An 18,830-nucleotide genomic window follows, 5' to 3' on the forward strand; every position below is an offset into this window, starting at 1 on the left:
TCTTCGGTTATTACTTTTTTACCGACCGGCTTTAAAAACCGGTTTTCCTGGGATTTAGATCCCTTCGATCAGCAGTGCATGTCCAAATGTCAAATATCGGGCAATGCACTGCATACGGATGAAAATCTGCAGACTGGAAAGATCAGAGGATATGAAGCGCTATCTCTGTGAATCGGCGCGCATTTTAACGCGTTCCGCCCCGACGGGAAGAGGTGTCGCAAAAATATCACGAGGCTGAAAACGCCTGCCCGCGTGCCTCGCAAATATCGATTTACGCTGAGAAAGGCTCGCAAACGTTTAACCAGATAATCGCGAACGGATATTCGATTTCGATTATTTTTTTACTCGGCGTTGTCGTATTACCAACTATTTCATGCACGCGACAGCCATTTAAAAGTCCAATTGCCAGCATTTGAAAGGCGCGCAAACGATTTCGCGGTTGCGATGCGGTGCAACTCCTGTCGCACCGCGTTTATGCGATCATCGGAGCCATGGACGATCAACGTTACTGGCGCGACCCGCAGTTGCCGTTTGTCGAAAGCCGGCTCGCTTTCGGCTCGCGTGCGTGCTACGTGCCGCACACGCACGACACGCTGTCCATCGGCGCCGTGGACAGTGGCCACAGCAACTACGTCTGTGGCGACGATCGCGCGCGCCTCGGTCCGGGCAGTCTCGTGCTGATACCCGCAGCGCGGGTCCACGCGTGCAATCCGGATAGGGACAGCGAGTGGAGCTATCAGATGCTTCATCTCGATGTCGCGTGGGCGAGCGCGGTGCTGTGCGAGAGCGGCAGCGCGGATGCCGACGACGTGCTCGCGCGTCCGTCGATCAATCGGGACCGCGATGCGTATCTGCGTTACTGCGCACTCAACCGGCTGCTGTTCTCGAATACGGACAGCGCGGAAAAGGAAGCGGCGCTGATTCTTTTCGTCAGCGAACGCTCATGGCTCGGCGAGGCGCGCGACGTGCCGCCTGTCCCACGCATGACAGCCGATCGTCTGAGGCGGATCACGGATCTGCTGCATGACGCGTACGGCGAACGCCTGCCCATCGAGCAGCTCGCGCAGATGGCGGGCATGAGCCGCTATGCGTTCATTCGCGCGTTTCGCGCCGCGACAGGCATGGCGCCGCACGCGTATCAACTGGATCTGCGCATCAACGCGGCGCGGCGCCTGTTACGCGATGGATGCGCACTCACGGCCGTCGCACACGACCTCGGCTTCGCGGATCAGGCGCATTTCCACCGCGCATTCAAGGAGCGCGTCGCGATGACACCTGGCGCTTACCGCCGCGTCGCGGGCACATAAGCGCGGCACCCCTTCCTCACGTCGCGCACTTTTCTTCAATATCTCCGCACACCTGTCCAGCAGACTCCCGGCACACACAAGGAGTCGAGATGGGTCTTTCTCTTCAGCAGTTCGCGATGGTCGCGGGCGCGCATCTGCTTGCGCTGCTCAGCCCGGGACCGGATTTCATTCTGATCGCACGCAGCGCGCTGTTGCGTGGATGGCGCAAGACGGGTGCCGTGTGTTTCGGCATTGCCTGCGCGAACGGCGTATTCATCGCACTCGCGCTCGGCGGCGTGGCCGCCCTGCATCGGCATGGCGCAACGTTCGCGCTCGTGCAGGCTTCAGGCTGCGTGTATCTGGTCTATCTGGGCGGATTGATGCTGCGGCATGCGAAGGCAACGTCGATCGCGCCGCATGTTCAGGATCGAGCTTCTGTGCCACAGGCGAGCGCCTGGCTCGCACGCTTCGCGACGGGCTTCGCCTCCGCGATTCTCAATCCGAAGAATGCGCTCTTCTATGCAAGCCTGTTCGCGTTGCTCGCGGCACGCGACGCTCCCTTCGGTGCGCAGATCTGCTACGGCGTATGGATGTTCGCTGCCGTGTTCGGCTGGGATCTGCTGGTGGCGATGGGCATCGGGCATCCGTCAGTCGTCGCGCGCTTCACGCGCCATAGCGCGTCGATCGAACGCGTGACAGGCGTCGTATTGCTCGCGATTGCCGCGAGCGTGCTGGCGATGCTCGTGCGCGAGTGGTTATGAATTCGTTGGTGATGAATCTGCATCATCGGTCGTCGCCGATTGATGACGAACGATCATCTATAGCTCTGAAGCCATCGCTCCGGCGCTGTCGCAGCAGTCCCGCAGCAGTCCCGCAACTGTCACGACAAGCGGCGGCGAGTATCCTCTTCATGTCGCAGATGTCGGATCGCGCCCATGTCGACAGGCATGGGTGTTGCTCCATGCGGTGACGGCGGCGCCTAAGTCTGCCGACGCGGTTTCCGCACCCGTGGTCCGGTCATCGCACCGGTCCGTTCAGCCATTCTTCGATGGAGGATTCCATGCTTCGATACGCTGCCATCTTCTTCATCATCGCCATCATTGCGGCCGTCTTCGGATTCGGCGGCATTGCCGCAGGCGCTGCTGAAATAGCGAAGGTGCTGTTCTTTATCTTTATCGTGATCTTTCTCGTCACGCTGCTCATGGGCGTGATCAGACGCTGAACCCGCGCATGACACCATCGTCGAGCAAGCGGATGCACGCTGTGCCGCGCGTCCGTTTGCTGTCGTAGTTGCCTGCCGGCGATCACGCCCCCGCGCGCGATTCGAGCATGCTCAGCGTTTCGTCCAGCCTTCTTGCGCGGGTCTTTTGCGCGGGAAGGCTCGCGGCGGCCGTCACGTCGTCGACGCGTTTGCGCCAGTACGACAGCGGAAGCGGATCCGTGCCTGAAATGCGCGCCAGCATGTACTCCAGATGCCCGATATCCGACTCAAGCTGATGATGGTTCATGCCTTTCCCCGAATGCACCGTGCGCGCGGACCGGCTTCAGTCGTCGCGACGGCGTCGAATTGATATGTGCTGAAGATGGCCAGCGCTCGCTGCCATCGGACGCTCAATATGACATCAGGGGAAAACGGCCCGCAAGCCCGCCGTTGCATATCGGGGAAACGGTACCGACTTTCACGCGCTTGTAAAACTGTCGCCCTCTCGCGCGAGACGCGGCATGTCCCGGCTCAGGTCGTAGTTCAGGAAGCCGAGAATCAGGCGCACCATTTCGTCTTCGAAGGCGTCGGTGCCGAAGTAATGGGGACGCTCCTGCGCCGTGGCGAGCAGCACGCCGGAGATCGCGCGAAACAGCACGAAGCGCGCTTCGTCGCTGCCGACCCGCTTGCCCAGTTCAGGGTTCTCGCGATTCAGCGTGCCTGAAATCAACTCGAAGTAGCGCCGCATGCCCTGCCCGACGGGCGTGTCGGGCGCGGCTTCCGCCCATTCCGCGCGCAGGATGCCGTAGAGGCGCGGCCGGTCGCCGACGAAGGCCGCCACCACGCGAATGATGCGGCGCGCGTTGAGCCCCGTGCCAAACGGCGCGGGCTGCGTGAGCGCCTCTTTCATCATCGCCGTCAAACGTTCGAGCTCGCGCCGTGCCAGCGCCTCGATCAGGCCTTCCTTGTTTGGAAAGTACTGATAGATCGCACCGATACTGAAGCCCGCCGTATCGGCGACGCGCTGCGTCGTCAGCCCCGCTTTGCCATGCGCTTCGAGCGTGCGGGCGGCCGCCTCCAGAATGCTGTCGAGCGCGAATTCGGCGCGCGCCTGCTTGGGCCGCCGACGCGACGGGGGACTCGTGGGCAAAGATACTCCGTGCATGAATGAAGGTTGAAGTTTGTTGGATGCGCAACATCACCGCACATCAGGCGTTGACGCATGCAGTGTGCATCAATCATGTCGATTGTGGAATGGTGGGATGCTTCAGCGCGATCCCGTCGGAGCGAGGGTATCACGCGTCCGCATGCTGATCGACATGCGGCCGTCCGATCCCGCGTGCAGTTGACGCACGCACGACACACGCGCCCGCTTATCGGCGCGCCGCTCTCGGCGAACGGTCGATCAAGCCAAGGTCGAGTTCTTCACAGAGGAAGCACTGCAGCGCATCGACGGCTGTTTCCTGCGCGCCCGCTGCATGGCGCACGAACAGGCCGAGGTCTGCGGCGGGCGGCTCCGGCAAGCCGTCGGCGGCGCCGAGCACGCGCATCGTGTCATGGCGGATATTGCCGTCGAGCAGCACCGATACGCCAAGCCCCGCCTCCACGGCCGACTGCACAGCGGGCAGGCTCGTGCTCGTGCAAACCACACGCCACGCGATGCCCGCGCGCCGCAGGATCGTCATCACCTGCTGCTGCCACAGACATGTGCCGCCGAACGCGACCAGCGGCAATGGCGCATCGGGATCGGCCACATAGCCGCGCGTGCCGACCCAGAAGAGCGGCTGCGTCCACGTGACGAGCGGCGTCGCGTCGACCATCGCGGGATCGCCGACCAGCACGTCGAGCGCGCCGTCCGCGAGACGCTGCGATAACGCTGCGCTCGCATCGACGACGATCTCCATCGCGACCTGCGGATGCGCGGCCGAGAAGCGCCGCAACGCGCGCGGCAGACGGCCGACGGCCACATCCTCCAGCATGCCGAGCCGCACCGTGCCCGCCACCTCGCCCGTCTCGAGCGCGCGGCGCGCGTCCTCCCCGGCACCGAGGATCGCGTGCGCATAGGGCAGTAGCCGGTGCCCGGCATCCGTCAGCCGCACGCCGCGCGGAGAGCGTTCCAGCAGGCGCTGGCCGATGTCGTCCTCGAGACGCCGCAGTTGCATGCTGACGGCCGCCTGCGTGCGGGCCAGACGCACGGCCGCCGCGCTGACGGCTCCCGTTTCGGCGACCGTCACGAAGGCTCGTAGAAGACTGCTGTCGAAGTCGCGCATCATCAGCGTCCGTTATATCGGCATAAGAAATATCAGCTTATCTTAAGCCCTATTTCGCCGATATGATGGTCGTTCATCGTCCCGTTGTGCGGTACTTCCCAAACCCATGAAAGACTCGACGCTCGCCGATTCCCTCACCTTCGACGCCCCGCCGTCGCCTGCCGCGCCGAAGCGCCACGTCGGCGTTGCCGCGCTGCTCGGCCTGATGTCGATGTCCTGCGTGCAGTTCGGCGCCGCGCTGTCCGCGCCGACGATGGACGCATTCGGCGCCTTCAGCACGACGTGGCTGCGGCTCGCGTGGGCAGCCGTCATTCTGGCCATCGTCGTGCGTCCGAAGCTGCGCAGCTACTCGCGTGCGCACTGGCTTGCCGCGGGTGTGCTCGGTGTCGCGATGGCTGGCATGACGTTGTGCTTTTTCTCGGCGATCGAACGCATTCCGCTCGGCCTCGCCGTCGCGATCGACTTTCTTGGCCCGCTGACCGTCGCGACACTCGGCGTGCGCCGTCTGCGCGCGCTGCTGTGGCCGCTGCTCGCGGTCGCGGGTGTGCTGCTGCTCGCGCGCGACCGCGCGGGCTGGATCGGCGACCCCACCGGCATGTTGCTTGCAGCGGGCGCGGCGTGCGGATGGGGCAGCTATATCGTGCTGATGAAAAAAACGGGCGCGCTCTTCAAGGGGCTCGAAGGGCTGTCGGTCTCGCTGATCGCGGCAGCCCTCGTCGCGACGCCCTTCGGCCTCGCCGAGCACGGCGTGCATATCGCGCCGATGCAGTTCGCCGCCACGGCAGGCCTTGCCGTGCTCGTGCCGCTTTTGCCGTACGCACTGGAAATGATTGCGCTGCGCCACATGCCCGCTTCGTCGTTCGGCATTCTGATGAGCATCGAACCGGCGATCGGCGCGCTCGCGGGCTTCGTCGTGCTGCATCAGCCGATGACGGCGCTGCAACTGGCGGGCACGCTGTTCGTCGTGAGCGCGAGCGTCGGTGTGATCGTCACGTCGCGATGAACGGAACCGTCGGGTCCGAATGATGCGCGAGGTCAGGCGTCTAGAATCGACGCATCGACTCATCGCCCCCCGACCCGCGAGGACACCATCATGACCGACGACGAACGCGCGATCCGCCAGCTGATCGACACCTGGCTCGCCGCCAGCAAGGCAGGCGACACGGCCACCGTGCTGAGCCTGATGACCGACGATGTGATTTTCATGGTGCCGGGCCAGAAACCGTTCGGCAAAGCCGCGTTCATGGCGGCGTCCGAAGGCCAGAAGAACATCGCGATCGACGGCAAGAGCGACATCCTTGAACTTCAGGTGCTCGGCGACTGGGCCTTTTTGCGCTCGCACCTCGCGATCAGCATCACGCCGAAGGACGGCTCCGCGCCGCCGATGCAGCTTGCCGGCAACACGATGACGATTCTGCGCAAGGAAACCGACGGCCGCTGGCTGCTCGCGCGCGACGCCAATCTACTGGTGCCGCAGACTCCGCCAACGTAAAGCGCGTCACTTCTCCCAAGGCGTGCTGCTGTCCGTGTCGCGCTTGCCGTAACGGTCGATCGCCTGCCTGACGATGTCGCGTTCGATCGCACCTTCGTCGGCGAGCGCCTTCAATGCGGCGATCGCGATCGACGCCCGATCCACTTCGAAGAACGCCCGCAGCGCCGCGCGCGTGTCGCTGCGTCCGAAGCCGTCGGTGCCGAGCGTCACGTAGCGGCGCGGCACATACGCACGGATCAGTTCGGGCACGGCGCGCACGTAGTCGGTCGCGGCGATCACCGGGCCGCGCGATGCAGCGAGCGCGGACGTCACATAAGGCAGCGCGTTTTGCGCATCGTCGAAGAGACGCTCTGCACGCTCCGCCGCAACGCCGTCGCGATGCAGTTCGGTGAAGCTCGTCACGCTCCAGACGGACGCATCGATATGCCAGTCATCCTTGAGCATGCGGGTGGCTGCCTGCACTTCGCCGAGTATCGCGCCCGCGCCGAGCAGTTGGACCCGCGCCGCATCCAGCGATGCTTCATCGAGCGGATACATGCCCTTCAGCACGCCTTCACGCACGGTGTCGACAGACACGGCCGCAGGCAAAGACGGCTGGGCGTAGTTCTCGTTCGTGACGGTCAGGTAATAGAACACGTCGCGCTGACGTTCGATCATCTCGCGCATGCCTTCGTCGACGATCATCGCCACTTCATAGGCGAACGCGGGATCGTATGCGCGGCAGTTCGGCACCGTCGATGCCGCGAGATGGCTCGTGCCGTCCTGATGCTGGAGCCCTTCGCCGCCGAGCGTCGTCTTGCCCGCCGTCGCACCGATCAGAAAGCCTCTCGCGCGCTGATCCGCTGCCGCCCAGATCAGGTCGCCGATGCGCTGGAAGCCGAACATCGAGTAGTAGATGTAGAACGGCAGCATCGGCAGATCGTGCACGCTGTACGACGTCGCCGCCGCGATCCACGACGACACCGCGCCCGCTTCGGAGATGCCCTCTTCGAGTATCTGGCCGCCCTTGTCTTCGCGGTAGTACAGCATCGAGCCCATATCTTCCGGCTCGTACAGCTGGCCGAGCGGCGAATAGATGCCGACCTGGCGGAACAGGTTCGCCATGCCGAACGTGCGCGCTTCATCCGCGACGACGGGCACGACGCGCGGGCCGAGCGACGCGTCCTTCAACAGGCTGCCGAGCATGCGCACGATGGCCATCGTGGTCGACATCTCCTTGCCGTTCGATTCCAGCGCGAATTGCCCCCAGGAAGTCAACGCAGGCACGGTCGGTGTCTGCGATGCCGCTTTCCGCCTTCTGGGCAGATAGCCTCCCAAGGCAGCCCGGCGTGCATGCAGGTACTGCATTTCCGGGCTGTTTTCCGCTGGCTTGTAGAACCTGAGCTGCTCGACATCGTCATCCGACAACGGCAGACGGAAGCGGTCGCGAAACGCCTTCAGCTGCTCGACGTCGAGCTTCTTCTGCTGATGCGTGGTCATGCGTCCCTGGCCGATCGCGCCCATGCCGAAGCCCTTCATCGTCTTCGCGAGGATCACCGTGGGCTGGCCGCGATGCTTCAACGCGCGTTCATACGCGGCGTGCAGCTTGCGCACATCGTGACCGCCGCGCCGGAGGCGGTCGATATCGTCGTTGCTCAGATGCGCGGCGAGCGCCGCCAGCTCCGGGTTCTGGCCGAAGAAGCGCTCGCGGTTGTAGCCGCCGTCGTTGGCCGAGAAGGTCTGGAACTGGCCGTCGACGGTATGGGCGAACGCCCTCAATAACGCGCCCGTGCGGTCGCGCGCGAACAGCGCGTCCCAGTCCGAGCCCCACAGCACCTTGATCACGTTCCAGCCCGCGCCTGTGAACTGCGCTTCGAGTTCGTCGATGATGCGGCCGTTGCTGCGCACGGGACCGTCGAGCCGTTGCAGATTGCAGTTGATCACGAACACGAGATTGTCGAGCCCTTCGCGCGCCGCGAGCGACAGCGCGCCGATCGACTCCGGCTCGTCCATCTCGCCGTCGCCGAAGAAGCCCCACACCTTGCGCCCTTCCGTCTTCAGCAAACTGCGGTTCTGCAGATAACGCATGAAGCGCGCCTGGTAGATCGCGTTGATGGGACCGATACCCATCGACCCGGTCGGGAACTGCCAGAAGTCCGGCATCAGCCACGGATGCGGATACGAACACAAACCCGGCCCCGCGATTTCGCGCCGATAGTGTTCGAGATGCGTCTCGTCGAGAAAGCCTTCGAGGAACGCGCGCGCATACACGCCCGGCGACGAATGCGGCTGGAAGTAGACGAGATCGCCGCCGTGCTCATCGTTGCCGTCTTGCGTGCTGCTCGCGGCGCGGAAGAAATGATTGAAGCCGACTTCGAACAGATCGGCCGCCGATGCATAGCTCGCGATGTGGCCGCCCAGTTCGCCGTACGCGCGGTTCGCCCGCACCACCATCGCGAGCGCGTTCCAGCGCAACGCGGCGGCAAGCTTTTCTTCCGTGTCGAGATCGCCGGGATAAGGCGGCTGCTGATCGACGGAAATCGTGTTCGCATATGGCGTGACGTTCGCGCGCGCCGTCGCGACACCGCTGCCCAGCGCATGCGCAGCCAGCCGGTCGAACAGGTATTGCGCGCGTTCCACGCCGACATGCTGGACGACGCCATCCAGCGCGGCGAGCCATTCGGCCGTCTCCTGCGGATCGCTGTCGATGCGAGCCTGTGTCAGGGCAAGAACTGGGCGGGCACCGCTCGATAAGTCCGTCATGACGCAACTCCGGCTGAAAAGCGTGGGTGAAAAGCGACTCGGAAACGTCTAACCAGCTTACCCACGCACCCGCAAAATGTGCGTCTCTTTTGCTTGCCTTGGCGCTTTCGGATAGTGTATTTATTCCGATAAATTGGCCTTACATGGAATGTTTACACTATGACTTCCGAAGCCAGATCCGCCGCCGCGGCGCGGCGCCTCGATCGCATCGACATCGCGATACTCCAGCAACTGCAGCAAAACGCGCGCATCACCAACGCGGAACTGGCGCGCGCCGTCAATCTGTCGCCGACGCCCTGCTTCAACCGCGTGCGCGCGCTCGAAAAGCTCGGTCTGTTCCGCCAGCAGGTCACACTGCTCGACGCCGAAGCGCTCGGGCTGCGCATCAACGTGTTCATTCAGGTGAGCCTCGAAAAGCAGGTCGAAGAGGCGCTGCGCCGCTTCGAGCAGGAAGTCGGCGAGCGCCCCGAGGTGATGGAGTGCTATCTGATGACGGGCGACGCCGACTATCTGCTGCGCGTCGTCGTGCCCGACATGCAGGGGCTCGAACGCTTCATCGTGCAGTGGCTCACGAAGATTCCCGGCGTGTCGAATATCCGTTCGAGCTTCGCGCTCAAGCAGGTGCGCTACAAGACGGCGTTGCCGCTGCCCGTCGCGGGTCTCACGCTTGCGGCAGAAGACGACGCGCCGCGCGAATGGGCCTGACGATCAACCGCTCAGCGCGCCGCAGGCGTCACGCGGTCGCGTAGTTCGCGGCGGATGACCTTGCCCGTCGCCGTCATCGGCAACGCATCGACGAAGTGAATCGCGCGCGGGTATTCGTGCGCGGCGAGATGCGTCTTCACGTGCTGTTGCAGCGTCTGCACGAGTGAATCGCTCGCGTCGTAGCCGGGATTGAGCACGACGAATGCGGTGACGATCTCGGTGCGCTGCGCGTCGGGTGCGCCGACCACGGCCGCCATGCGCACGGCGGGATGCCGCAGCAGGCAATCTTCGATGGGCGCCGGGCCGATCCGGTAGCCGGCGCTCGTGATCACGTCGTCGTCGCGGCCGACGAAGCGGATGAAGCCGTCCGCATCCATCAGCCCCATGTCGCCCGTCAGCAGCCAGTCACCGCGAAACTTGTCGCGCGTGGCGGCCTCGTTGCGCCAGTAGCCGAGGAACATCACCGGGTCGGGCGCGTGGATCGCGATGTTGCCGGGCTCGCCGCGCGGCACCGTATGCCCCGTGTCGTCGACGATCGCCACGCGATGGCCCGGCACGACCTTGCCGATCGAACCGAAGCACGGCTCGAACAGTGTCGCGCACGACGACACGACGACGTTGCATTCCGTCTGCCCATAGAACTCGTTGATAGTCACGCCAAGCGCGCGCCGCCCCCATTCGATCAGTTCCGCGCCGAGCGATTCGCCGCCGCTCGCGACCGCGCGCAGCGACAGCGTCCAGCGCTCAGGATGCTCGACGGCACGCATCATCTTCAGCGCCGTCGGCGGCAGGAACGCATGCGTGACGGCGTGACGCTGCATCAGATCGAACGCGGCCTCGCCGTCGAACTTCTCGAAGCGCCGCGCCAGCACGGCGACGCCATGATGCCAGGCCGGCAGCAGCACGTCGAACAGCCCGCCGATCCACGCCCAGTCGGCGGGCGTCCACATCAGATGCGCGTCGTCAGGAAAGAACGCTTGCGGCATCTCCACGCCGGGCAGATGGCCGAGCAGCACGCGATGCGCGTGCAGCGCGCCCTTCGGCTTGCCTGTCGTGCCCGACGTGTAGATGATGACGGCGGGATCGTCGGCGGAGGTCGGTTCCGCGTCGAAGCCGGCCGGCGCATCGTCGAGCGCGGCCCAGAACGAGTCGACCTGCAAAGTGTGATCCGCGCGATCGACGTCGACACAGAAGATCGTGCGCAATTCGGGCAAGCGCGTGCGCACCGAGGCGATCTTCTGCGCACCGCCCATGTCGGTAACGAGCGCGACGACGCCGCTGTCGGATAGACGGTATTCGAGCGCGTCGGGGCCGAACAGCGCGAAGAGCGGCACGGCGATCGCGCCGCATTTGTACACGGCGAGATGCGCAACTGCGGTCTCCACCGATTGCGCGAGGAAGATACCGACGCGATCGCCCTTCTTCACACCGCGCTTGCGCAACGCATGCGCGAATCGGTCCGACAGCGACTTCAGTTCATCGAAGGTGTAGCGCGCCGTCTCCCCTGCACGCGTCTCGCAGATCAGCGCGAGCCGGCCGCTGCCGTCGGCCCACTTGTCGCAGGCATCGATACCGATGTTGTAGTGCGGCGGAACACGCCATTCAAACGCGGCGACGAGGTTTTCGTAGGTATCGGCAGCGGGAAGCATCCGTGTCTCCTTGTTGTATGCGCTCGCTGTCATGCTACTCCGCCGGCGCAGGCGCTCGACGAGTGACCGTAAGTTTTGCGCGCATGGGAAAGGGTAATGTAATGTCATGGCGTACGCGGCGTAGCGGACGCGTCAACCTGAATACTGCTTCCGTTTTTTTCAGTTGCCTGTTGTGACCCGCGCCCGCGACAATGCCCCAACTATGGGAGGAATATGAAGAAGTGCATTCTGCTTGCCGGAATCGGCGTGCTCGCCGCGTGCACTGCGGTATCGGGTGTGGACAGGAAGCAGAACGGCTACCTCTCGGTCACGAGTCGCGGACGCACGAGCCTCGCATCGTGGAATAGCATCCGCAACGCGGGGCTCAAGCACGCCAACGCGTATTGCCGCGAGCAGGAAAAGCAGATGCACACCGTCGAGATTCATACGAACGGCGTGCGTAGCGCAGGCAATCAGACAGTCGAAGTGGTTTTCGAGTGCTTTTGACGTGATGTAGAACGGTGGCTTTGAACGACTGCGTTCAGCGCGCTTCTGCTTCGTCGGCGACGGTGTCGCCGAAGTGACTCGCGACGAACGCACGCATGGCGGCAATCAGCGCGGTGGCGCCGACCTGTTCGATGGTGCCGGCGCCGGCCGGAACGGAGCCCGTCCATGACGCCTGGTCGCCCGCCGCGGCCGGCACGAGATGGATTCTCGCCCGCTCGATGATCGGGCCGCATTGGGCCCAGTCCGTCGACGGCGCGAAGGCTGCTTCGAGCGCGCGGGCCGGATCGCCGTCGCAGGCGGGCTCTTCGATCCAGCAGAAGCCGTCGTCGACGCGCGGCTTCGGCAGATTGTCCGCTCGTGCAACCCAGTAATCGAGTACTGCGCCTTCCAGATCCGAAACTCTCATCTCTGCTCCTCGTGGAGATCGTATGTGCCGAACGCAGCATTGATTGTGCATCAAGTTCGTGTTGCGTTTTATGACGTGGTATCTGTCGTGTATCTGTCGTGCCAGATAACGCCGCGGATGGTGCGCGGCGTGTTCCGTCAACTGAGTGGACACGGGGCATCCATGACTTTCCACCTCCCGCACATTGCGCGCCGCGCCGCCGACGGCAAGCACCCGCTACGCAAGCTGTTCGCGGTGCTGCTCGGCATGGTTGCAATTGCGGGCGCGGCACACGCCGCGCCCCATCTTTTGGGACATGCGATGGCAGGCTTGCACAGGACGATCATCATCGACGCGCAAGGCGACTCCACGATGTGGGGCTATCAGACGTCGGGCGGCTTCACGAAGTCCTGGCAATCGCCGAATAATCCTCCCGCGTTGCTTCAGGCCGCGTTGCAGGCGCGCTTCGGCACGCGTGTGATCGTGCAGAACAACGGCGTGCCGGGCGCGACGCTCGTCGATCGCGAGCGGGGTGTCAACGGTTATGGACAACCGTACTCGCAATGGGTGACGACGTCGCCCGCGCATATCGTGATCGTCAACTTCGCGCTCAACGACGCCGACAATCACGTCAAGGAGCCGCCCGCCGCGTTTCGCGAGCGCCTCACGCGCTTCATCAAGGAGTCGCGCGACGCGGGACGCATCGTCGTGCTCGAAGAGCCCAATCCCGTCGATTACGCGTTGAACGAGACGGTCGTGCCGCAATACGTGGCGGTCGTCGATGAACTGGCGAAACGCTACGGGCTGGCACTGGTCCGGCAGTACGCGCCGATCGGCGCGATGCGCGACTGGCGTTCGCTGTTGATCGATGGCGTGCATCCCACGGATGCGCTTTACCGGCTCAAGGCCGAGCGGCAACGCGAAGTGGTCGAACCGATTGTCGCGAAGCTGATGGAGTAAAGGCGGCGCGACGCCGCATGCTCATTCGCCTACTGAAAATACCTGCTGCGAAGCGACCAGCTTCGGATGAGGCTTGCATCCGCAGATGCACAGATCGTCGCTCAACGCCGCATGCCGGCCGTCAGGTGCCGTCATCACTTCGCGCGGCCCATCGCACTGGATCTTGCCCGTCGTATGGCACGCGGGGCACGTCACGTCGTCGCCTTCATGCGCGACGTCGCGTCCTTCGAGTTGAATCGTGGAGGAGACGGCTTGCACCGTGCCGTTCGCCGTCGTCGTGTCACCGTTCAGGATCAGATAGCGTTTCATGGTGTGCTCGCCGGTTGAATTCGCGGATTCTACAAAAGATCGGTGAATTAACCAATCAGGCTGATATTGGCATCGTTTAAATCCCTTTCTTTATGCGATTGGAATTTGTTAAATCGTTTTTGGTAATGGCGATTTAAATGCTTTCTCGTCTCGCGATTGCGCGCGATCCCGCAGGCCGTGAGCCGCTGACGCTTTTTGACATCATGGATCCGTGCTCTCCATAGAATCGCGCTGGCTGTCGTCGTCGTGACGCCAGCGGCCGAGTCATTGCAGTCCAGCAGCAACCAGGAGCACGTGTTTTCATGCAGGAACTCAACAACGATCGCAGGACGGATTACGACGTTCGTCGCGGATATCGACAATGCGATCACGCCTTCGGGCGTTTCATTTGTTTCAATACTGTTCAAGCGTCGATCGCTGACAGTACTTTCGATCTCATTCCGACGCCATGCACCGACTCATGAAGAGCCGCATGGCAAAGGGATTATTGACGACGATTTTCATCTGGGTAGTCGGCGTGGAACTCGTCGCGTGGTGGTGCCTCGACATGAGTGCGCTGGGTGGCAAAGAATTCTGGCCGGTCGTGCTGTGGGGTGTGACGCCCTTGTCGATTGCGGTCGGCACGTTCGTTGGCCGTAACTTGCGTTCGGGTTGGCTTCGGAAACGCGAGCGCTCGTGAGTCATCGCGTCGACGTTTAGTCAGGATGACGTATCGACGCGATATCTCCGTAGTGTGTCGCCTTATCGGCCTTGGTTCGCTGCCCGCTCGTGGAGTGCCGAAGTCGGCCGGTTACGTAGACATCCGGCAAACACGCCATCGCCGGAAAGTCACCCGACGCGAAAGCAAGGTAGCACGGCCGCCAAAGTCCTGCTATAATGCGCCTCCCGCCGGAGAGATGGATGAGCGGTTTAAGTCGCACGCCTGGAAAGCGTGTATAGGTTAATAGCCTATCGGGGGTTCGAATCCCCCTCTCTCCGCCAAAGAATTGCAACGCCAAAAACCTCGCAAGCTCAAAGACTTGCGGGGTTTTTGCTTTTCTCGGCCCATCAATTAGCCCATCAGCGAGCAAAAAATGCGCGCCCGATTCAGGGTCGGGATGTTGTCAGCAGGCCGCCCTGTTCGCGCACCTCTTCGACGCCAGCGGCACATCCCGGCTTTCGGCGGAATACTCAGGACGGCCGCAAGTCGCTAGAATCATGTGCATTGACTACAGGCGAGGCAACCCCGGTAGTCCTGCCGCACCTTCGCCCTGCTCTAACTCATTCACGCTGCCGGCTTCATCGGTGCGGACTGTCACAAGGGTTTTTGCGTGGCGAGCGCCAAATGAAACCTTGAGAAAACGATAGCTGCGCGACGGTACAAGCCTGCTACGCCGTATATCCGGTTTCGACTGCGGCAGCGTTATGGTGCGGTGTGCCATCTGATGAAGTCGCCGACGAGTTGCGGCGCGCAGTCCCTGTCGGCCAGGGCAACGCGCTTGCACGTGCACCATTGCGGCATCCTTACCTGAAGTGTCTGGAGCCGCGCATCCGCGCGATTCATAACGCGATTGATTCGGGCGAGCTAGCGTCCTGCCGTGAAGACGGGCGCCGCGTGGAGTCTCATGACCATGTGGCCTACGAGCGCCGCCATGTGTACGGGTTGGACCTGAAGGAATGGGCGAATTCCATCACGCCGGGGGAGCGGCCCGCGTTCCTTTTCGACGAAGTTGAGCGCGGCATTCATCCGGGCATCACGCAGGAAACCTATCAGCCGCTCAAGGCCGCGCATGACGCGAAGGACCAGAATCTTGTGCGCGCCAACGCACGCATCCGCGAACTCGAAGAAGCGAAGGCCCGTACCGAAGCTGAGCGCGATTCGCTGAAGAGCATCGTGGAACGGATGGGCATGCAGATCAAAAGCGCACCGCCTGGTGAGCGCTCGGAAACGACTTATCTCAACATTATTGCTGGTTTGGTGCGCCTGTTAACTCCTTCGCAAGTGCAAGACCTAGCGGGAGCGCGATATGAAAGTCAGGCGGCTGTGATAGCCGCTTTGCTGGAAGCATTCCCGTCCAGACCCGGCATTTCGCAACGTACGCTGCAAGAGAGGTTCGCGGCGGCGAATCGCAGCATTGACACCACCTGAAACGTTCCCCAGGCGTGCCACCGCAATTGCGGTACCGCACGCCGCAACTGCGGTGCATTTCTGCGTGCCGCACGCTTGAATAAGAGCCATGTCGCGCCACCCCGGCGCGCACCTACCTTGTCCGAGGTGACAGCATGGCCGACCAGACCAGACCATCCCCATCCTGATTCCCCGCTCGCGTGTTTCGGCGATTATTCGCATTGACCGCCTGTACGCGCTGGCAGCCCTATTGAGTCTCGAGGAAGTCGCGGAACAGTTCGCCGGTCTCGAACTGTGCGGACAAGTGGCGATTTTCGGACTGTTCGAGGATGTGCTCGCAGAGGCGCGCGCCGCCTTGACCGGATAGGCGGAACAGGCGCACAGGCAGCGAAAACAACAGCCGGAAAGACGGCAGCAAGGACGCCCCACAAAGGCGGCTTTTTTGCATTTCCAACTCAGCATTTTCGGACTTATCTGATATTGCGCTACCCCGACTCTATGGACGATCGGTTTTGGTTTGTGTATCCGGCTGGATCGTGCAAACCCTTGGGCGCAGGAGGCGCGCTCGCGCGAGGTTTCACCTGCGGGAATCGACAAGCAGAAAAGCAGTAGAGGTGTGAATGGCTATCTACTACGCAATCGTTGACGGCGACCCACTTACAAGCGGCCCGAACAGCCGGGTCTATGCGCCGAGTACATCGTGTTTCATTGATGGCGACGACGGTCGACAAAGAAGCATGGCGTACATCGGGGACAAGGCTTACTGCGAGAAGTGCAAAAGCACGGGAATCATCATTGGCGGTGCTCGTGTTGATAACAATCAACGCATGATTGATCTGGAGGACGGGCGACGCCAGGCAGTCGGCGGCGACTACGTTCTGTGCAAGTGTCCCGAACGGCCCCAGGTTATCGCTCGTTATGGGCGTAACTGGATGATTGAAGACGGCGGCAGCGCGAGGGCCGCTACCGGAGCCAAGACGACGAGTGCGGGCAACGTTTCACCTGCCGCCCACGACGAACAAGTAAAGGCAATAGGTCGCGGCGCATCCAAAGGCTACCCCTATTACATAGAAACAGTTAATGGCCGCATTGAGTCAGGACGCCTGGACTTGTCGGGCGTGCTACCCCGCATTTACACCGACAACGCCGACACTTACACAATCCATTGGGGCGACGACGCCCTAAGCCATGAAGGATGGATCAATGCCCAATAAGAAAACCGTTGTACAGACGAACAATACGCCAGGTTCAATAAAAGAAATTCACTTGAAAGCAGTTTCGTTCTCTGAGTTGTGGTCCGCGTACCCACATTCGGAACCCTGCATTGATCCATCAACCGGGAAGCCTGCATTTGAGGATGAATGTGCAATTCGAATGGGAACCTGCCTGGCAGCCGTCGGAATTACCAACAAGTCTTTCAAAGGCGAAAAATGCTGGTTCCACGACCACCCGCCAAGCCATATGCTTCGTGCTAAAGAGGTCGCAAACTGGCTTCACTTACAGCCGTTCGCTGGATGCCCAAAGCCGCAGGTTGTTACCGGGAAAGATTGGCAAGATAAGGTCAACGGGCAAACTGGAATTTTGTTCTTTGGTAGCTACTGGCGGCGTTCGCTCAAAGAAAAAGACCCAAGCGGAGACCACATTGATTTGTGGAATGGTGAGCGTCTAACGCCAAGCACCGAAACAACACTACGATTTGGCGTTGGCATATCGAGAGTGTGGAACCCGCTTTCACTTGTCGGCATTGGCCCCGAGAATCTATTTTCAAATCTCGCGGAAGCTAAACAGATTTTATTCTGGAATATTCCATGAAATCGGTTGTGGGCGTACTCGCGTTGCTAGTCTTCGGTGCGGTCTGCGGCGGCTTGATCGCTCTGTATATCGCGCTTCCACCCTCCAGCGTCCCATGTGGAGATGAATGTGGCGGCCGAGCGTTGAAGTTCTCCGCTCGCGGCGTTTTGGTTGGTGTCTTACTCGCTATAGCAACCGCACTTTGCATAGCGAAACGTCGTAGTTCGAGTGGGAAAACGAGGGCATGAGTTGGCCCGTGCCGTCGCCATGAAGTCTATGCGTCTTTGCGAGCCTGATAACGTGCCGGAATGATGCAGCAACCGCGACAATGAAAGCCACGCTTCATTCGGCGGGTTTTTTCATTGATGCGCGCTTATTGTGATTGCGTAACATGTGCCGCCCCACGCCTCCATTATCGTGGCTGCGCTGTTCGAGAAGATCGGTACGGCGATAGGCCGCTTCAACCTTGTTCGCGACGGTATGCGCAAGCGCCCGCTCGGCCAGATCGCGGGCGTAGCCGCTTTCGCTGGCCCAATCCCGAAAGCTCGATCTGAAGCCGTGCAGCGTCGCGACGCGCCCCAGCGGATCACTGACGGCCTTCACGCGGCGCAGTAACGCGGTAAGCGTCATATCGGACAGCACCTTGCCGCGTGGCGACGGGAACACCAATGTTTCGTTCTGCTTCTGTTCCTTCAGCCGCCTGACGAGCGCGAGCGCTTCTGATGAGAGTGGTACGCGGTGCGTTTCCTTCGCCTTCATGCGTTCGCCGGGCACGGTCCAGATACCGGCGTCGAGGTCGAATTCGCTCCACGTAGCGCCGCGCACTTCGCCACTACGAGCCGCTGTGAGAATCGCAAAGAGCATGGCCGCCCGCGTGCTGTCGCCGGGTTCGATATCGCGAAGCTGCGCCCTCGCGAAGGCCGGAATCTCACGCCAGTGCATGGCTGGTTGATGCTCTTTCTTGGCGTTCTGCTTCGGCAACAGGTGATCGACCACGCTCACTGGGTTCGCCGTGATATGGCCATGCGCCCAGGCCCATTGCATGACAGCGTGCATACGCTGGCGGGGGTACGGCTCGCGGCATCGGCCTTCGCTAGCCAGATCGGGCGCAACACGTCCGCGCAATCGGCGGGCGTAATGACATCGAGCGGTTTGCCGCCGAGCTTGGGAAACACGTAGGTCTCCAGCGTCGAAATCCATTGCGCAGCGTGCTTCTCGTTCCGCCAACCGGGTTTCAGTTCTTCGTGAACCTTGCGTGCTGCCTTCTCGAACGTGAGCGCGGCGGCGGCAATGCTGGCAGCCTGCTGTTCGCGATTGCGCGTGTCGATAGGGTCGTCGCCGCCGTCAATCAGCTTGCGCATGGCGAGTGCTTTCTCTCGCGCGTCTGCTATCGAAACTTCGTTTTTGGCGGACCCTCTCTCCGCCAAGGAATGCTCACCAGATAACC

Annotated in this window: 23 protein-coding genes and 1 tRNA gene; 13 read left to right on the top strand and 11 right to left on the bottom strand. The window is 62.1% G+C overall.

Annotated features, from left to right (window positions below):
- The first annotated feature begins 491 nt into the window (after positions 1-491).
- The 3 genes from G3N95_RS17115 to G3N95_RS17125 all read left to right on the top strand — a co-directional run bounded on the left by G3N95_RS17115 (position 492) and on the right by G3N95_RS17125 (position 2,508).
- Positions 492-1,307, top strand: coding sequence for an AraC family transcriptional regulator (locus G3N95_RS17115; RefSeq protein ID WP_205971273.1), 816 nt, complete (start codon positions 492-494; stop codon positions 1,305-1,307).
- A gap of 89 nt (positions 1,308-1,396) precedes the next feature.
- Positions 1,397-2,047 carry a LysE family translocator gene (locus G3N95_RS17120; RefSeq protein WP_205971274.1) on the top strand — a complete coding sequence of 217 codons (651 nt, stop codon included), beginning with the start codon at positions 1,397-1,399 and terminating at the stop codon, positions 2,045-2,047.
- Between the two features lie 299 nt (positions 2,048-2,346).
- A complete protein-coding gene (locus tag G3N95_RS17125; protein WP_109481802.1) occupies positions 2,347-2,508 on the top strand; it encodes a DUF1328 family protein in 162 nt (53 codons plus the stop codon).
- Positions 2,509-2,590: 82 nt separating this feature from the next.
- Here the strand turns inward: G3N95_RS17125 and G3N95_RS17130 are convergent, their stop codons facing one another.
- From G3N95_RS17130 to G3N95_RS17140, 3 genes are all read right to left on the bottom strand, one after another.
- A complete protein-coding gene (locus tag G3N95_RS17130; RefSeq protein WP_205971275.1) occupies positions 2,591-2,794 on the bottom strand; it encodes a hypothetical protein in 204 nt (67 codons plus the stop codon).
- Positions 2,795-2,965: 171 nt separating this feature from the next.
- Positions 2,966-3,637, bottom strand: coding sequence for a TetR/AcrR family transcriptional regulator (locus G3N95_RS17135; RefSeq protein WP_205971276.1), 672 nt, complete (start codon positions 3,635-3,637; stop codon positions 2,966-2,968).
- Positions 3,638-3,860: 223 nt separating this feature from the next.
- Entirely contained in the window at positions 3,861-4,760 is a 900-nt protein-coding gene (locus G3N95_RS17140) for a LysR substrate-binding domain-containing protein (RefSeq protein WP_205971277.1), read from the bottom strand.
- Between the two features lie 103 nt (positions 4,761-4,863).
- Here G3N95_RS17140 and G3N95_RS17145 point away from each other — a divergent pair, with 103 nt between their 5' ends.
- Both G3N95_RS17145 and G3N95_RS17150 read left to right on the top strand, forming a co-directional pair.
- The gene (locus G3N95_RS17145; protein ID WP_205971278.1) at positions 4,864-5,760 is read left to right on the top strand and encodes an EamA family transporter; all 897 of its coding nucleotides are present in this window, start codon (positions 4,864-4,866) and stop codon (positions 5,758-5,760) included.
- 90 nt (positions 5,761-5,850) lie between these two features.
- The gene (locus tag G3N95_RS17150) at positions 5,851-6,249 is read left to right on the top strand and encodes an SgcJ/EcaC family oxidoreductase (protein WP_205971279.1); all 399 of its coding nucleotides are present in this window, start codon (positions 5,851-5,853) and stop codon (positions 6,247-6,249) included.
- 6 nt (positions 6,250-6,255) lie between these two features.
- Here the strand turns inward: G3N95_RS17150 and mdeB are convergent, their stop codons facing one another.
- The gene (gene mdeB / locus G3N95_RS17155; protein WP_205971280.1) at positions 6,256-8,991 is read right to left on the bottom strand and encodes an alpha-ketoglutarate dehydrogenase; all 2,736 of its coding nucleotides are present in this window, start codon (positions 8,989-8,991) and stop codon (positions 6,256-6,258) included.
- A 159-nt stretch (positions 8,992-9,150) separates the two neighbouring features.
- Between mdeB and G3N95_RS17160 the strand changes: the two genes are divergently transcribed.
- Entirely contained in the window at positions 9,151-9,696 is a 546-nt protein-coding gene (locus G3N95_RS17160; RefSeq protein ID WP_205971281.1) for an Lrp/AsnC family transcriptional regulator, read from the top strand.
- Between the two features lie 11 nt (positions 9,697-9,707).
- Here the strand turns inward: G3N95_RS17160 and G3N95_RS17165 are convergent, their stop codons facing one another.
- A complete protein-coding gene (locus G3N95_RS17165; protein ID WP_205971328.1) occupies positions 9,708-11,345 on the bottom strand; it encodes an acyl-CoA synthetase in 1,638 nt (545 codons plus the stop codon).
- Between the two features lie 213 nt (positions 11,346-11,558).
- Here G3N95_RS17165 and G3N95_RS17170 point away from each other — a divergent pair, with 213 nt between their 5' ends.
- The gene (locus tag G3N95_RS17170) at positions 11,559-11,831 is read left to right on the top strand and encodes a hypothetical protein (RefSeq protein ID WP_205971282.1); all 273 of its coding nucleotides are present in this window, start codon (positions 11,559-11,561) and stop codon (positions 11,829-11,831) included.
- 34 nt (positions 11,832-11,865) lie between these two features.
- On the opposite strand, the gene G3N95_RS17175 is transcribed toward G3N95_RS17170, so the two are convergent.
- Positions 11,866-12,237 carry a DUF2591 domain-containing protein gene (locus G3N95_RS17175; protein ID WP_205971283.1) on the bottom strand — a complete coding sequence of 124 codons (372 nt, stop codon included), beginning with the start codon at positions 12,235-12,237 and terminating at the stop codon, positions 11,866-11,868.
- A gap of 162 nt (positions 12,238-12,399) precedes the next feature.
- Between G3N95_RS17175 and G3N95_RS17180 the strand changes: the two genes are divergently transcribed.
- Positions 12,400-13,176, top strand: coding sequence for an SGNH/GDSL hydrolase family protein (locus G3N95_RS17180; protein WP_205971284.1), 777 nt, complete (start codon positions 12,400-12,402; stop codon positions 13,174-13,176).
- A gap of 21 nt (positions 13,177-13,197) precedes the next feature.
- On the opposite strand, the gene G3N95_RS17185 is transcribed toward G3N95_RS17180, so the two are convergent.
- Together G3N95_RS17185 and G3N95_RS17190 are read right to left on the bottom strand one after the other, a co-directional pair.
- On the bottom strand, positions 13,198-13,485 hold the full coding sequence (locus G3N95_RS17185; protein ID WP_205971285.1) for a PAAR domain-containing protein: 288 nt from the start codon (positions 13,483-13,485) through the stop codon (positions 13,198-13,200).
- Between the two features lie 47 nt (positions 13,486-13,532).
- Complete coding sequence (locus G3N95_RS17190; RefSeq protein ID WP_205971286.1) at positions 13,533-13,892, bottom strand: hypothetical protein; 360 nt, start codon at positions 13,890-13,892, stop codon at positions 13,533-13,535.
- 53 nt (positions 13,893-13,945) lie between these two features.
- Here G3N95_RS17190 and G3N95_RS17195 point away from each other — a divergent pair, with 53 nt between their 5' ends.
- The 3 genes from G3N95_RS17195 (at position 13,946) to G3N95_RS17205 (ending at position 15,613) form a co-directional block, all read left to right on the top strand.
- Positions 13,946-14,164, top strand: coding sequence for a hypothetical protein (locus tag G3N95_RS17195; protein ID WP_205971287.1), 219 nt, complete (start codon positions 13,946-13,948; stop codon positions 14,162-14,164).
- 211 nt (positions 14,165-14,375) lie between these two features.
- Positions 14,376-14,466, top strand: a tRNA-Ser gene (locus G3N95_RS17200).
- 433 nt (positions 14,467-14,899) lie between these two features.
- Positions 14,900-15,613, top strand: a complete 714-nt coding sequence (locus G3N95_RS17205; protein WP_205971288.1) for a hypothetical protein — start codon at positions 14,900-14,902, stop codon at positions 15,611-15,613.
- A gap of 226 nt (positions 15,614-15,839) precedes the next feature.
- Here the strand turns inward: G3N95_RS17205 and G3N95_RS17210 are convergent, their stop codons facing one another.
- Entirely contained in the window at positions 15,840-16,040 is a 201-nt protein-coding gene (locus tag G3N95_RS17210; protein WP_205971289.1) for a hypothetical protein, read from the bottom strand.
- Between the two features lie 172 nt (positions 16,041-16,212).
- On the opposite strand from G3N95_RS17210, the gene G3N95_RS17215 reads away from it, so the two are divergent.
- Together G3N95_RS17215 and G3N95_RS17220 are read left to right on the top strand one after the other, a co-directional pair.
- Complete coding sequence (locus tag G3N95_RS17215) at positions 16,213-16,806, top strand: PAAR domain-containing protein (protein WP_205971290.1); 594 nt, start codon at positions 16,213-16,215, stop codon at positions 16,804-16,806.
- A complete protein-coding gene (locus G3N95_RS17220) occupies positions 16,796-17,404 on the top strand; it encodes a T6SS effector amidase Tae4 family protein (protein ID WP_205971291.1) in 609 nt (202 codons plus the stop codon). Before G3N95_RS17215 ends, G3N95_RS17220 begins: the two co-directional genes overlap by 11 nt.
- Positions 17,405-17,725: 321 nt before the next feature.
- On the opposite strand, the gene G3N95_RS40580 is transcribed toward G3N95_RS17220, so the two are convergent.
- Together G3N95_RS40580 and G3N95_RS40585 are read right to left on the bottom strand one after the other, a co-directional pair.
- Positions 17,726-18,385, bottom strand: coding sequence for a site-specific integrase (locus tag G3N95_RS40580; RefSeq protein WP_346778381.1), 660 nt, complete (start codon positions 18,383-18,385; stop codon positions 17,726-17,728).
- A complete protein-coding gene (locus G3N95_RS40585; RefSeq protein WP_241018623.1) occupies positions 18,382-18,744 on the bottom strand; it encodes a hypothetical protein in 363 nt (120 codons plus the stop codon). Before G3N95_RS40585 ends, G3N95_RS40580 begins: the two co-directional genes overlap by 4 nt.
- Positions 18,745-18,830 lie beyond the last annotated feature (86 nt).

The sequence above is a fragment of the Paraburkholderia sp. Tr-20389 genome, from assembly GCF_017104565.1.
In the GTDB taxonomy this organism is placed as follows: Bacteria; Pseudomonadota; Gammaproteobacteria; order Burkholderiales; family Burkholderiaceae; genus Paraburkholderia.

What these genes read in the sequence shown, in the direction of transcription:
- G3N95_RS17115 (WP_205971273.1), top strand. Translation starts at nt 492, where the DNA reads ATGGACGATCAACGTTACTGGCGCGACCCGCAGTTGCCGTTTGTCGAA.
- G3N95_RS17145 (WP_205971278.1), top strand. Translation starts at nt 4,864, where the DNA reads ATGAAAGACTCGACGCTCGCCGATTCCCTCACCTTCGACGCCCCGCCG.
- G3N95_RS17165 (WP_205971328.1), bottom strand. Translation starts at nt 11,345, where the DNA reads ATGCTTCCCGCTGCCGATACCTACGAAAACCTCGTCGCCGCGTTTGAA.
- mdeB (WP_205971280.1), bottom strand. Translation starts at nt 8,991, where the DNA reads ATGACGGACTTATCGAGCGGTGCCCGCCCAGTTCTTGCCCTGACACAG.
- G3N95_RS17185 (WP_205971285.1), bottom strand. Translation starts at nt 13,485, where the DNA reads ATGAAACGCTATCTGATCCTGAACGGTGACACGACGACGGCGAACGGC.
- G3N95_RS17215 (WP_205971290.1), top strand. Translation starts at nt 16,213, where the DNA reads ATGGCTATCTACTACGCAATCGTTGACGGCGACCCACTTACAAGCGGC.
- G3N95_RS17140 (WP_205971277.1), bottom strand. Translation starts at nt 4,760, where the DNA reads ATGATGCGCGACTTCGACAGCAGTCTTCTACGAGCCTTCGTGACGGTC.
- G3N95_RS17120 (WP_205971274.1), top strand. Translation starts at nt 1,397, where the DNA reads ATGGGTCTTTCTCTTCAGCAGTTCGCGATGGTCGCGGGCGCGCATCTG.
- G3N95_RS40585 (WP_241018623.1), bottom strand. Translation starts at nt 18,744, where the DNA reads ATGCGCAAGCTGATTGACGGCGGCGACGACCCTATCGACACGCGCAAT.
- G3N95_RS17130 (WP_205971275.1), bottom strand. Translation starts at nt 2,794, where the DNA reads ATGAACCATCATCAGCTTGAGTCGGATATCGGGCATCTGGAGTACATG.
- G3N95_RS17160 (WP_205971281.1), top strand. Translation starts at nt 9,151, where the DNA reads ATGACTTCCGAAGCCAGATCCGCCGCCGCGGCGCGGCGCCTCGATCGC.
- G3N95_RS17170 (WP_205971282.1), top strand. Translation starts at nt 11,559, where the DNA reads ATGAAGAAGTGCATTCTGCTTGCCGGAATCGGCGTGCTCGCCGCGTGC.
- G3N95_RS17175 (WP_205971283.1), bottom strand. Translation starts at nt 12,237, where the DNA reads ATGAGAGTTTCGGATCTGGAAGGCGCAGTACTCGATTACTGGGTTGCA.
- G3N95_RS17125 (WP_109481802.1), top strand. Translation starts at nt 2,347, where the DNA reads ATGCTTCGATACGCTGCCATCTTCTTCATCATCGCCATCATTGCGGCC.
- G3N95_RS17150 (WP_205971279.1), top strand. Translation starts at nt 5,851, where the DNA reads ATGACCGACGACGAACGCGCGATCCGCCAGCTGATCGACACCTGGCTC.
- G3N95_RS17220 (WP_205971291.1), top strand. Translation starts at nt 16,796, where the DNA reads ATGCCCAATAAGAAAACCGTTGTACAGACGAACAATACGCCAGGTTCA.
- G3N95_RS17180 (WP_205971284.1), top strand. Translation starts at nt 12,400, where the DNA reads ATGACTTTCCACCTCCCGCACATTGCGCGCCGCGCCGCCGACGGCAAG.
- G3N95_RS17210 (WP_205971289.1), bottom strand. Translation starts at nt 16,040, where the DNA reads ATGCAAAAAAGCCGCCTTTGTGGGGCGTCCTTGCTGCCGTCTTTCCGG.
- G3N95_RS17195 (WP_205971287.1), top strand. Translation starts at nt 13,946, where the DNA reads ATGAAGAGCCGCATGGCAAAGGGATTATTGACGACGATTTTCATCTGG.